Source organism: Arthrobacter nitrophenolicus (assembly GCF_000332815.1).
Taxonomy (GTDB): domain Bacteria; phylum Actinomycetota; class Actinomycetes; order Actinomycetales; family Micrococcaceae; genus Arthrobacter; species Arthrobacter nitrophenolicus.
Map to the genome: position 1 here is coordinate 54461 of NZ_AOFD01000010.1, position 13029 is coordinate 67489.

The 13029-nt window shown below is 66.7% G+C and carries 10 protein-coding genes and 1 pseudogene; all 11 read right to left on the reverse strand.

Annotation, left to right across the window (positions count from 1 at the left end; translation table 11 throughout):
* Positions 1–12 precede the first annotated feature (12 nt).
* The gene (locus G205_RS22535) at positions 13–528 is read right to left on the reverse strand and encodes an ABC transporter permease (RefSeq protein WP_009357089.1); all 516 of its coding nucleotides are present in this window, start codon (positions 526–528) and stop codon (positions 13–15) included.
* On the reverse strand, positions 525–908 hold the full coding sequence (locus G205_RS22540; protein WP_009357090.1) for a hypothetical protein: 384 nt from the start codon (positions 906–908) through the stop codon (positions 525–527). The genes G205_RS22535 and G205_RS22540 overlap by 4 nt, the downstream gene beginning before the upstream one ends.
* A 5-nt stretch (positions 909–913) precedes the next feature.
* Positions 914–1861 carry an ABC transporter ATP-binding protein gene (locus G205_RS05420; RefSeq protein ID WP_009357091.1) on the reverse strand — a complete coding sequence of 316 codons (948 nt, stop codon included), beginning with the start codon at positions 1859–1861 and terminating at the stop codon, positions 914–916.
* A 166-nt stretch (positions 1862–2027) separates the two neighbouring features.
* Positions 2028–3510: pseudogene (locus G205_RS05425) on the reverse strand (phosphatase PAP2 family protein).
* Positions 3511–3568: 58 nt separating this feature from the next.
* On the reverse strand, positions 3569–4774 hold the full coding sequence (locus G205_RS05430) for an MFS transporter (RefSeq protein WP_009357092.1): 1206 nt from the start codon (positions 4772–4774) through the stop codon (positions 3569–3571).
* A complete protein-coding gene (locus tag G205_RS05435; protein ID WP_009357093.1) occupies positions 4771–5544 on the reverse strand; it encodes a DeoR/GlpR family DNA-binding transcription regulator in 774 nt (257 codons plus the stop codon). The genes G205_RS05430 and G205_RS05435 overlap by 4 nt, the downstream gene beginning before the upstream one ends.
* 56 nt (positions 5545–5600) lie before the next feature.
* Positions 5601–7283 carry an ABC-F family ATP-binding cassette domain-containing protein gene (locus G205_RS05440; protein ID WP_009357094.1) on the reverse strand — a complete coding sequence of 561 codons (1683 nt, stop codon included), beginning with the start codon at positions 7281–7283 and terminating at the stop codon, positions 5601–5603.
* An 89-nt stretch (positions 7284–7372) separates the two neighbouring features.
* Positions 7373–9361: a penicillin-binding transpeptidase domain-containing protein gene (locus tag G205_RS05445; RefSeq protein ID WP_009357095.1), complete on the reverse strand. Its 1989-nt coding sequence runs from the start codon at positions 9359–9361 to the stop codon at positions 7373–7375.
* A 61-nt stretch (positions 9362–9422) separates the two neighbouring features.
* On the reverse strand, positions 9423–10880 hold the full coding sequence (locus G205_RS05450) for a phytoene desaturase family protein (protein ID WP_009357096.1): 1458 nt from the start codon (positions 10878–10880) through the stop codon (positions 9423–9425).
* The gene (locus tag G205_RS05455) at positions 10873–12333 is read right to left on the reverse strand and encodes a glycosyltransferase family 87 protein (RefSeq protein WP_009357097.1); all 1461 of its coding nucleotides are present in this window, start codon (positions 12331–12333) and stop codon (positions 10873–10875) included. The genes G205_RS05450 and G205_RS05455 overlap by 8 nt, the downstream gene beginning before the upstream one ends.
* 63 nt (positions 12334–12396) lie before the next feature.
* The gene (locus G205_RS23405) at positions 12397–12531 is read right to left on the reverse strand and encodes a hypothetical protein (RefSeq protein ID WP_009357098.1); all 135 of its coding nucleotides are present in this window, start codon (positions 12529–12531) and stop codon (positions 12397–12399) included.
* Positions 12532–13029: the final 498 nt, after the last annotated feature.

A 13029-nucleotide genomic window follows, 5' to 3' on the forward strand; every position in this document is an offset into this window, starting at 1 on the left:
CGTGAGTGCAGGTCAGACGTCGCGTTTCTTGAGCACAATCAGCGCCGGTACCAGGAATACCAGCACGTAGCCCAGGAAGATCAGGCCGCCCTGCCAGGGATCGATGACACCGTCCGTGTGGCCGATGGAGAGGAAGCGGCCGCCGGCGTCACTGGGAATGTACTGCGGGACGTATTTCCAGAATTCGCCCGGAATGAGCGTCAGGAAACTGGCCGCGATGGACAGCACGAAGAAGATGCCCACCAGGACGGTGATCCCGCCGGCGGAGTTGCGGAGCAGCGTCCCCAGCGAGAGCCCGATCAGTGCCACCCCGGCAACGTAGAGCCCGCCGGTGAAGATGCTGTACAGCACGCCGTCCGTGGACCAGTCGAGGTCGAACCCGATGCCCTGGAAGACCGGCATGGCGATCAGGAACGTGGCCAGGCCCGCGATGGTGGTGATGACGTAGGAGATCACGGCCAGGATGATGGCCTTGGCCACGAATGCCGGGGTGCGGCGCGGTACAGCGTTCATCGTGGAACGGATCATCCCGGTGGCGTACTCCGAAGCATGAACAGGACCGCCAGCGAGCCAAGGACCAGGATGCCGATCTGCAGGCCGGCGTTGGGCAGGTTGTAGAGGTCGAACCCGGATCCCGGCGGGAACGTCTGCTCCATCATTTCCGGCGTCAGGGTCTGGCCCTGGTCCCTGGCGTTGCGGATCATCTCGTCCAGGAACGTGTAGCGGATCAGGACGGCCAGTGCGCCCACGCCAACGATTGCCACCAGGGTGAGGAGCAGCAGGATGCGTGTGGACATCAGGGACCAGAGTTTGATCCATTCGGAGCGCAGGACGCCGCCGAAAGTGACCCCGCGGGTTCCCGCGGAGGAACGGACCGGGGCGGCAGGGGTTGTTGTCTGGATGCTCATCGTCCTTACTTTCCTGCCGTTGCCGGGGCTGCCACTGCGGGGCCCCCGGTCAGGTGCGAATGGTATTCCACTTCGTCCTTGGTGAGGTCGAAGTAGGCGTCCTCCAGGGAGGACAGCTGCGGGGTGAGCTCGTAGACCAGGACGCCGCTGCTCAAAGCGACCTGGGCGATCTCGCGGGGTTCCAGTCCTGTCACCGTCAAGGTTTCCGGCTCGCTCTGGTCCACCGTGACGCCGTTGCCCGCCAGCAGGGACGCCAGCTGCGGGGCCGAGTCCGTGCGGACCAGGGTCCTGGCCTGCCGGGTGCCGGCGATGATCTCCTTGACCGGCGCGTCAGCAATGATGCGGCCACGCCCGATGACAATCAGGTGGTCGGCGGTTTGCGCCATCTCGCTCATGAGATGCGAGGAGAGGAAGACCGTCTTGCCCTGGTTGGCCAGGTAGCGCACCAGGTTGCGGACCCAGAGGACACCTTCCGGGTCCAGGCCGTTCACCGGCTCATCCAGGATGAGCGTCTGCGGGTCGCCCAGCAGGGCAGCGGCGATGCCGAGGCGCTGCCCCATGCCGAGGGAGAATCCGCCCGCCTTCTTGCGTGCCACGGCTTCCAGGCCCGTCATCTCGATGACTTCGTGGACCCGCTTCTTGGGGATGCTGTGGGTGGCGGCCATGGCCAGCAGGTGGTTGTAGGCGCTGCGCCCGGTGTGCACGGCCTTGGCGTCCAGCAGGGCGCCCACCTCGTGCAGCGGCGCTTTGTGCTCCGCGTACGGCAGGCCGTTGACGGTGACGGTTCCGGACGTGGGCCGGTCGAGTCCCATGATCATGCGCATGGTGGTGGACTTGCCGGCACCGTTCGGCCCCAGGAAGCCCGTTACCTGCCCTGCCCGGACGGTAAAACTGACCCCGGCCACGGCGGTCTTCGCGCCATAGACCTTGGCCAGGTCGTGTGCCTCAATCATTGGATATTCCTCCGGTCGGCAGCGCAGGGCTGCGGATGGGTCCAGCTCGGTGGTGTACCCCTTACGCTACTGACGCAGCGGTCCCTTTTCGCCTTCCTCAGGGATGATTCAGGGGCGAACCAGGGTAGTCCCCCTGGATGACCGGCAGCCCGGGGGACTCAGCGGGTCAGGTGTGGGGCGAGTAGTAGGCCAGGGCCCTGGGGAGCACCCTGTACTCCACGCTGCGCACCCCTGCCAGGGCCTCGCCGTCGACAGCCAGGGCCATGGGTGCCCCGCCCGCGTCGATGCGAACTTCCGTGGCTTCCCTCAGGTGCGTGATCCTGGAACCTGCCACCGTCCCCGTCAGGACGGACCACAGCAGCCGCAACCTGGCGAACGACTCATCCGCAGTGATCAGCCGGACGTCCAGCACGCCGTCATCCATGACGGGCCGGAGCAACGGCGCGTGGTCCCGCGGGTAATACCGGCCGCGGCCCACGTAGGCGATCCACACCCGGTGCGGCACACCGTCCACGCTCAGCGTGACGGGGGTTCCGGCGGCGAAGGTCCGGAACATGGCGATAACCCCGGCGAGGGGCTTGCCCAAAGCCGCCTGCAAGTGCTCCCGCCGCCGCACGAAGTTCGGGTACAGGCCAACGCTGGACGTGTTCAGCATGAGCAGTTCCGTCACCTCCGGCTGTCCGGGGAGCCCCCGCTCCGCCCGGACGATGCCGATGTCCGCCAGGGCTGCCTCGCCCCTCGACGCCGCCGCAACTGCTTCCTTGAGGCTGCCGGTGCCGGCATCACGGGCAAAGTGGTTCAGGGTTCCGCCGGGCAGGACCAGGAGGGGAATCGAACGTTCGACGGCGGCGGCGGCCGCTGCTCCAACGGTTCCGTCGCCGCCCCACACTCCCAGCGCACGGGTGCCCGGCCATTCGGCTGCGGCGGTGATGGCCTCGAGGAGATCTTCCCCAGGCGGGACCGTAATGATATGCGCTTTGGGGAATACATCGCGCAGTGCCGCCGCCGTTTCCTCCCGGAAGGATCCTCCAAGGTGTTCACCACAATGCTCAGGCCTTCCCCGCCCGGCAGTTCGGGTGCCTCGGTCCAGGTTCTCGACGTTTGCGGGAAGGGTGGCCGCACCGGCCACCAGTGCCGGGTCACGAAGCTGCTCCCGCCCCGAGCGCTGATCCGAAGAAGACGTCGGACGGCCAGTGTGCGCCCGTGTGCACCCGGGAATAGGCCACTCCAATCGCTGCGGGCGCCAGCGCGGCGCCGATGGCCGGCCGCACGAGGCCTACGCCAACGGCAAAGGCAATGGCGGATGCCGAGTGCCCTGAGGGCATGGAGGAACTGGTGGGCTGTGGATGCACAAAACGGAAGACGGGCAGGTGCTCCGGCAGGGGCCGGGTCCGGGGGAGCAGGGTCTTGAAGATTCCGTTGGTCACCGCCGACGCCACCGCCTGGGCCAGCAGCCCATGCAGTGCTGCGCGGCGGGTCTTGCCCGGAAACGCGGCCATCAGGGCTGCGACGGCCATCCAAAGTTTGCCGTGGTTGGCCGAGGCCGAGAGCCTGCGGAAGAAATCATCATGGTTTCCTCCGGGCAGGTCTGATACATGCCGCACCAGGTATCTATCGAGCCGGCCGATCCACCGGTGGCTGTGACGCATGAGCTCCGCATGCCCCCAGACTACCCCCAGCCGGTGGGCATCCTCCTGCCCGTGCCGGCTAGGTGCCGTCAGCCTTGGCAGGGAGAGGTTTTGCCGCTCCGGCCAGCAGGAGCGCCAGCACAATGGGGGCCATGATGGCCAGAAGAGCGAGGTGGATCCCGGTGAGGTCGCCAAGGTAACCCAGGAGGGGCGGCCCGGCGAGGAACGATATATAGCCGAGAGTGGATACGACGGAGACCCGGGCTGCGGAGTGCTTCGGGTCGTCCGCGGCAGCGGACATACCCATCGGGAAGGCCAGCGCGGCGCCCACGCCCCATAAGGCAGCCCCCGCGGCCGCAAGCCACACATTCCCCGCGAGCACGAACAGGCCCAGGCCGGCTGCCGCCGCCGCCATGCTGGCCCTCAGGACGGCGACCCGCCCGTACTTGTCGATCACCCGTCCCCCCAGGAACCGCATCGCTGTCATAGCAAGGACAAAGAGGGCAAACATGAGGGCACCCGTGGACTCGGAGGTTCCCAGCCCGTCCACGGAGGCCTTGGCAATCCAGTCATTGCCGGCACCCTCCGTGAGGGTGGCCCCGAGGACCACCACGCCAATGAGCAGCGTCCGGCTGTCCCGCCACGCGGACGGGCCCTTCGCCTGCTTTGCTTCCCCTTCGGAAGTGGCTGCGGGGACATGGGGGAGGAAGTGGCGCGGGGCGATCATGGTCACCAGTACCACCACGCCTGCGATCACCAGCAGGTGCAGGGGCAGGTCCACTCCCAGGTTGGAGAGTCCGGCCCCGATCAGCGCACCCACGAAGGCCCCGCCGCTGAACGCGGCGTGGAACTGCGGCATGATGGTGCGCCGGAGTTTGTGCTCTACATCGGCGCCCTCGATGTTCTGCGAAACGTCCCACAGGCCAATGGCGATTCCGAAGAAGAAGAGCGCGATTGCCGTGCCGGGAATGGATTCAAGGGATAGGGAAAGGGCGATGCCCACCCCAGCCGCGGCTGCCAGCAATCCGCCAAACCGGACGGTGTTTGCCGTTCCGATGCGGCCCACCACCAAACCGGCGGTGGGCAGTGCCAGCAGGGAACCGACGGCGGTGCACAGCAGCAGCGTGCCCATTTGCCCCGAGGTGATGTTCAATGTTTCGGTCACCGCCGGAATCCGGGCAGCCCAGCTGGCGAAGACCAGTCCGTTGATGCCGAAGACCAGGAAAGTCGCCACTGCGGCTGCCTTGAGTCCGGCGTCCCGGACCGTGTCCGTATTCGTGCTCATACATTCACTACTTCCACAGAGTATTCATCGAGTTGGGCGCGTTCTTCGGCGCTGAAAACCTTGTCTGTCACCATCACATCCACCCGCTCCAGGCCGGCGACCAGTACCCGGGCGTTGCTGTGCCACTTCGCGGCGGCAGCAGCGAGGATGACGCGCGTTCCCGATTCCAGCCCGGCCCGTTTCACGGCGGAATCTTCCAGGTCATGGGCCAGGAGTCCGTCCCTGGTGCTTACGGCGCAGGGCGTGATGATTGCCGTATCGAACCGCAGGGACCGGATGTTTGCCTCGGCCAGGGGTCCGCGGAAACACAGTTCACCGGGCACCACGTTTCCACCGGGGAGCAGGAGCCCGGGCCGGACGCCTGCCCCGGCGTCCTCACCGGCGGCAGCGTTCAGCGCCTGCAAGGACATGGGCATCAGCGTCAGGTCCCTGCCAGCCAGGGCACGGGCCACCTCCGTGGCCGTGCTCCCGCTGTCCAGCCAGACATGCTCACGGTCCCGCAGCAGGCCCGCAACAGCAGCCGCGATACGTCGCTTGGCGTCCTGGTCCTCCAGTTCGCGCTGCCCGTAACCGGGGTTGTCCCCGGGCCCCAGCAGGCTGCGGGCCCCGCCGTGCACCCGACGGAGCACCCCGTTGGCGGCCAGCACCTCAAGGTCGCGGCGGATGGTTGCTCCGGACGCGTTACAGGCCACAGTGAGCTCTTCGACGCTGACTTCGGCCCGCGCCCGCAGAAGGTCTGCGATTGCGCGGTGCCGCTCGTCCGTCTTCATGCTCAAATGATAGCAATTCTTGAGCAACTGATCATCGTTGTGATCATCGCTTGCCGTCAGCGGGCGCGCTCGACCCGCTTTTCGTCCCAGACGGGCTCGGCCGATTCATACACCTTGCCGTCGGAGCCGAACACGAGGAACCGGTCGAAGGTCCGTGCGAACCAGCGGTCGTGCGTCACGGCCAGGACGGTGCCCTCAAAGTGGTCGATGGCCCGTTCCAGCGCTTCAGCCGAATGCAGGTCAAGGTTGTCCGTGGGCTCGTCAAGCAGCAGCAGGGTGGCACCGCTGAGCTGGAGCAGCAGGATCTGGAACCGTGCCTGCTGCCCGCCGGAGAGCGACTCGTACTTCTGCTCCGACTGTCCGGCCAGGCCGTAGCCGTCCAAGGCACCGGCTGCGGCTTCCCGGCCCAGCCCCGAGCGGTGCTCGTCCCCGCGGTGCAGGATGTCCAGCAGCGTCTTGCCCAGAAGGTCGGGCCGCACATGGGTCTGCGCGAAGAAGCCGGGGCGGATGCGGGCCCCAAGTTTGACGGTCCCTTCATGCGGCACCTCCGCTATGTCCACGTCGGATACGGGCAGGTGCTCCCGCTCCGGGTCCGTGCCGCCGGTGGCAAGCAGCCGCAGGAAGTGCGACTTGCCGGACCCGTTGGAGCCCAGGACCCCAACCCGGTCACCGAACCAGACCTCCGTGGAAAACGGCTTCATCAGCCCGGTCAGTTCCAGCCGTTCCGCAACAATGGCGCGCTTGGCCGTGCGGCCGCCCTTGAGCCGCATCTGCACGTTCTGCTCAATGGGCAGCGCCTCCGGCGGCCCGGCCTCGAGGAACTTGGCCAGCCGGGTCTGGGCTGCGTGGTACCGGTTGGCCATATCGGAGCGGAAGGCTGCCTTGTTCTTGTACATGTTGACGAGTTCCTTGAGCTTGATATGCTCCTCGTCCCAGCGTTTGCGGAGCTCCTCGAACCGTGCGTTCCGGTCTGCCCGCGCTTCCACGTACGAGCCGAATCCGCCGCCGTGGATCCATGCCGCAGCCCCGTTGATGCCGGGCTCCAGCGTCACGATCCGCCCCGCGGCATTGTTCAGCAGTTCACGGTCGTGGCTGATGAAGAAGACCGTTTTCCTGGACTCGTTGAGCTTCTCCTCGAGCCAGCGTTTGCCGGGCACATCGAGGTAGTTGTCGGGTTCGTCCAAAAGCAGCAGCTCATCCGGTCCGGCGAACAGCGCTTCGAGGACCAGCCGCTTCTGCTCACCGCCGGAAAGGCTCGACGCCGGGCGGTGCTGGGCGCGGTCAAAGGGGAGTCCCAGCGCGGCCATGCATACCTCATCCCAGACGGTCTCCACGTCGTATCCGCCGGCGTCGCCCCAATCGACGATGGCCTGGGCGTACCGCATCTGGGTGGGCTCGTCGTCGTGCTCCATCATGGCCAGTTCGGCCTCGTCCACCTCGCGGGCGGCGGCAGCCAGCGCCGGCGGGGCGGCGGAAACCAGCAGGTCGCGCACTGTGGATCCGTCCCGGACCTGTCCCACGAACTGGCGCATGATGCCCATGCTTCCGGACCGTCCGATGACGCCCTCATCAGGGGTGAGGTCTCCGGCGATAATCCGGAACAGCGTGGTCTTGCCCGTCCCGTTGGGTCCGATCAGCGCAGTCTTGGTGCCGTCCGGAACCTTGAAGGTGACCCCATTCAGCAGCTGGGTGCCGTCGGAGAGGAAATAGTCGATGCCGGAAACGTCAATATGGGCCACGCAGTCCATCTTCCCACGCCCCACCCATGAGTTTTTGCCCGGATATGGCGGTCTGACGGGCTTGGAAGCCGCCATACGTGGACAAAATTCTAGCCGGCGGCAGTCAGGAATTCCTTGAGCAGCGGCCCCGAGGTGGTTGCCCCCAGCCCGCCGTCCTCCACAAAGACGGCCACGGCAAGGTCGCCGTGCACGGCCACGATCCATGCGTGGGTCTTCGGCGGTACCTCATTGCCGAACTCGGCGGTGCCTGTCTTGGCACCGACCGGGGCCCCCGGAACCGAGGACAGGAACCCTGCGTGGCCACTGGTGACGACGGCACGCATCATGTCCGCCAGGGACGCCGCCTCCTGCGCGGTAATCGGCTGCCCGGAAGCTGGAGCAGGGGCTTCCGCCGTTGCCGTGGCCGAGGGCTGCGCGGCGGGAGCAGTGGAACCGCTGGTGGTCCCGGCAGCCGCTTCGCCGCCGTCGGGATTCAGGACGAGCTGCGGCGCAACGGGTGCACCCTTGGCCACGGATCCCGCCATCATGGCGGCGGCCAGGGGTGACAGCAGGATCTTGCCCTGGCCGATCATGGACGCGGCATGCTCGGTCCCGGAAGCCTCACCCGGGACAGATCCCAGGAAGGCCTCCGCTCCAAGGGTGGGGGCCTCCACGGCCAGTCCCATGGCCATGGCGGCAGACTCGAGCTGGCCCTGCGGGACTTTGTCCCGGGCGGCAATGAACGCAGTGTTGCAGGAGTGCGCAAAGGCGTCCCGGAGGGTGACCGAGCCCAGGGAACCCTCCGGGTACCCCTCCGCATTCTTGAAGGTCCGGCCATCCACCGTGAGCGTGGGAGTGCACTCAACCTTGGATTCGGGTGTCAGGCCGTTGCGGAACATTGCCAGGGAATCGACCATCTTGAAGATCGACCCCGGCGCGTACTGGCCCAGCATGGCCGTGTTGTAGCCGTTGCTCCCCGGACCGGATGCGACAGCCAGAACGGCACCCGTCGAGGGCCGGAGGGCGACGATGGCGGAGGCAGGTCCCACCTTCGCCAGGGTGTCTTCGGCAAGCGTCTGCAGCCGGGGGTCCAGCGTGGTCTTCAGCGGTGTGCCGGACGTCGGTTCCACCTCGAACAGGACCCGCCGGGGGTCCGTTGCCGAGGACTGGATCTGTTCCCGGGTCAGGTCGGCCCGCTGGGCACGGATGACGACGGCGTCAGACCCGCGGAGCTGTTCGTCGTACTGCTGCTGCAGCCCGCCGATGCCGGTCAGGTCGCCGGCAGCGAGGGCCCCTTCGGATTCTTCGATCTGTTCCGCCGTGGCCTCACCCACGGAACCGAGTACGGCGCGGGCAAAAGACCGGGTGGGGGCCAGGGGCATGGTGGCGGGGATGGCGCGGGCACCGGGAATGGCGGCGATCTGTTCGTTGGTGATGGTGCGGCCCTCTTCCCGCAGCGTGATCGCCGGAACGAAAGCTTCGGCGCCCGAGGCCTTGACCTGTTCCGCATACACCGCGGGATCGACGCCCACCAGGGCGGCGACCTTGCCGGCCGAATCAGCAGGATCGGCGGAACCGAGCTGGGGCTTGTCGATGCCGACGTTGACCACGGGGCGATAGGTGACCAGGGGGACGTCCCCGGCGCCGAGGATATCCGCACGCGGCGGCGACTGGGCGCCCTTGCTCAGGACCTCTGAATCAGCCAGGCCAGGCACCAGCGTGGCGGGGTCCCATACGGTCAGCCATTTGTCGCCGGACTTCTTGAACCTGGCCGAGACCGTATATTTCCATTCCGCCTCGCCGAACGTCCACGTGTAGTTCAGCGGCGCGGAGGCGTTGTCCCCGTCAAGGGTGAGCTCGCCGGCGGCAACGGAAGGCTTTTGGGGATCGAGGGCCGCGAAGACGGACTTGAGCTGGTCGTTGGCGGCAGCAGCATCCTTGCCGTCGAACTCCACCGAGCTGATGTCCAGGCCGGAAACGGCGATGGCAAGCTCCGCAGCTGCGGCTTCCGCTCCGCTGCGGCCGTCATCGCAGGCAACCAGTGACGTTCCCAGGATGAGCGCGGCAACAGCAACAGCAACTATCGATTTTTTCCCCATCGCGCCATTATCCCCTGCTTTTGCCGCCGGTTTTGCCTGCATGACGGACCGCCCCGGCGGGTCAGTTGCCGCCGGCAGTATTCAGTCCCAACGCGGGTACCGGCAGCCGGAAAACGTCCTGCAAGGCATGTGTCGCCGCATGCAGGCCGGGCATTCCCGTGACGCCGGGGCCTGGCGGTGTGGCGGATGAACACAGGTAGACGCCCGGCAGGGGAGTGCGCCACGGAACGCGTGACACCACCGGCCGGCGCAACAGGCCCCGCAGGTCCATCGTGCCCACGCTGAAGTCGCCGCCGATGTAGTTGCGGTTGTAATCGGCGAGCCCGGCGGCGGTAACTGCCTTCGACTGCACCACGAGGTCGCGGAACCCGGGTGCAAAGCGTTCCAGCTGGGCGGTGACGGCTTCCGTCATGTCCCTCGTTGAATTGGCGGGGACATGGCAGTAAGTCCACAGGGTGTGGCGGCCCGCCGGCGCCCTGCCCGGATCGAACCGGGACGGCTGGGCAACCAGGACGTAGGGTTTCTCCGGATGCCTGCCTGCGTTGACGTCATTCTCAGACCGGGCCAGCTCCTCCCGGGTGCCGCCCAGGTGGACGGTGCCGGCGTCGGCCAGTCCGGGCGCCTGCCAGGGGACAGGTCCGGACAGGATGAAGTCCACCTTGCAGGAGCCATTGCCGTACCGGAATGACTCCAGGGAGGAGCGGTAGCGGGCCGGCACGGCATCCCCGGCCATCTTCAGCAGGCCACGCGGAGACACGTTCAGCAGGACGGCGCGTGCCTTGGGCAGGTCCGTCAGCCTGTCCACGGGTGCGCCGGTGTGGATGACACCCCCATGGGCGGTGAGGTCCTCGGCAAGGGCCGCTGCGATGGCGGCGGAACCGCCGATCGGGACGGGCCATCCCTGGGCATGGCCCAGGGCGCTGAGCATGAGGCCAGCGCCGGCTCCGGCCAGGGACGGCTGGTGGGTGATGGCATGGGACGCCACCCCGCTGAGGAGGGCGGGTGCGTACTCCTCCCGGAACCTGGCGTTCCATGCCGGTGTCCCCTGTTCCAGGGTGCGCAGGCCAAACATGACCGCCGCGAGCGGGTCCCGGGGAATCCGGTACAGCTGGTTTTGCGTGAAGTCCATGACGCCGTCGATGTTCCTGACCAAAGGCGCCATCAGCCGGCGGTATGCTGCACCGTCCCTGCCGAGCTCCGCTGCTGTGCGGTCCAGGGACCGGTACGCAAGGGCTGCGCGTCCGCCGTCCAGCGGCGAACCGTAGGAAATGTCCGGGCTGACCAGCTCCACCCGGCGGGCCAGCTCAAAAGAACGGAAGAACGGTGAGGCCAGCGCCATGGGATGCACCGCCGAGCACACATCATGGAAGTGCCCGGGCTGCATCAGTTCGGAGGTCCGCGTCCCGCCGCCAATGGAGGACGCGGCCTCGAAGACCTCCACGGACAGTCCGGCCCGGGCCATGACTGCTGCTGCGGCCAGGCCGTTGGGGCCGGCACCGACTACCACTACGTCAGGCATGCGTGGGGTCCTTTCCGGGAAGAACGGGATGTTCCGCGCGGCGCAGGCTGAGGCGGAAGCGGTCCGGCGCGCCGGAAAACGGCCCGCCATGGGGGTCATCAACGTGGTGGCGCCGGATGGGGTCGTAAGTGGGGTCGTAGATATCCCAGGTGATCCTCACCATCAGGTACGCCACGGCCACCATGTGGGCGGCCACTGCCAGGACGTAATAGGGCATGTCCAGGTTGTGCTGGGAGGAGCCTGCGCTGGTCACCTGACCAAGGTACATCCACACCGCGCCCCAGTGGAGGCCTTCAATGCCCTGCCACACCAGGAAGTCCCGCCACCGTGGCCGGGCAAGCGCGAGCAGCGGGATCAGCCACAGCACAAATTGCGGGGAGTAGGCCTTGTTGGTGAGGATAAACGCTGCCACCAGCAGGAAGGCCAGCTGGGCCAGGCGTGGGCGGCGGGGTGCCGTCAGCGCAACAAAGGCGATCCCGGCGCACAGCAGCGCAAGGAATGTCGGTGCAAGAAGGTCGACAGCCGCCGGACTCAGACCCGGCCAGCGCAGCCTGCCGGCGAGCAGGTTGTAAGCAAACCATGGGGAGCTGTAACCGGCATCGCGGTCAGCACTGAACCGGAAATAGTAGGACCAGCCACTGAAGTTGGCCGCTGCGAACGGCAGGTTCACTGCAGTCCAGGTCACGGCCGCGGCTGCGCCGGTCACCAGCAGGGGACGGTATTGGCCCGTCCGCAGGGCCAGCAGCAGGATGGCAGCAAGGACCAGCAGGGGATAGAGGTTGGTGGCGGTGGCGAGTCCGAAAAGGATGCCGGCAGGCACCAGCCGCTGCGACGCGAAAAAGTACATTCCCACCGCCACCAGGCACACTGTCCAGAGGTCCCAGTTAATGGTTCCCGCGAGGATGATCCCCGGCGCGAGTGCCACCATCGCGGCGTCCCAGGGCCGGCGGGCCGATATCCGCGCTGTTGCCAGGACCGTGACCACAGCCGCCGCGGCCAGCAAAACGGCGTTGATGTCGAAATACGCCAGGACGCGTCCTTCGGAGGCGCCAGTGCCGGGCACCAGCCAGGCGGTTAGCCCCGCCACCAGGGCTATGAGTACCGGATATTCGAACTGCCCGCCCAGGATGGGGAAGGCGCCGTCCGCCAGGCCGCGGCTCCGGAACAGCTCGGGGAAGTCCGAATAGCAGGTGGCATAGAAGTGTGTGGGCGGCTCCCAGCCGTTGGCGCGGCAGTACCCCTTAAGCAGGACTCCTGCCAAGGCTGCGAGAACGGCCAGGAGTACCAGGACCCGCTCCACGGTGAAAGGACCCGGAGAAACCACGCCCGGCTCGGATCTGCGCCCCATGGGACCGCCGGCTACCTCGGTGAAATTCCGCAACAGGACGTCGCTGCGGCTGGGAACCACCAGCCGCGACCGTGCCCGGTTCCCCGCAGGCTGGCTTTCCTCCATGCAATCGAGCTTACCGGTGTGCCTGTGGTCTGGGGCGCCCCACACCACAGGCCCCCGGCGTGCTCAGCGGAGGCCGCCCATTTGCTGGTGCATCAGGACGAAGACGTCTTCCCTCTGCTGTTCCAGCAGGTCCCTGTTGAACTGCTTCCTGCCGGACAGTCGCAGAGGAAACAGCAGTTCACGGATCTTCCGGACCATGGTTTTTCACCTCCTATTGAAGGAATGCCGGTCAAAAGGCAGCCCGAAAAAAGGGCGCAGCAAATCAACCGGTAAGTAATGGGAAAATTGCAGCAACAATTAATGCAGGAAATACCGCGGGTATGGATTGGGTATTCCAGGCGTCAATAAGTGCGGGGAATGCCGCGCGCCGCAGGCAGGACTAGGTCATGCAACGGCCAGCGGGCAGGCATGGGCTGCAGAATACGGGAAGCCTAAGCCGCCACATGGAGCGGGAGCTTCTGGTTTCCCCGGAATGTCCTGCCGGTCAGCCACCGCCGGTAATCAGCAGACGGCGGAGCGGCCAGGCGCTAGCAGCCCGGAAAGCCCCAGGACAGGTGCGCATTATGCGCCGAGGCCGGGGCGGCATTGATGGTGGTCTTCCGTCCGCCAGTCAAAGTCATCATTTCTCCCAACCTCCTTTTCTCCTGTTTGCCGCAATGAAAGCGTGCAGCCGGGGCGCTGACCCCTGGCAGATTG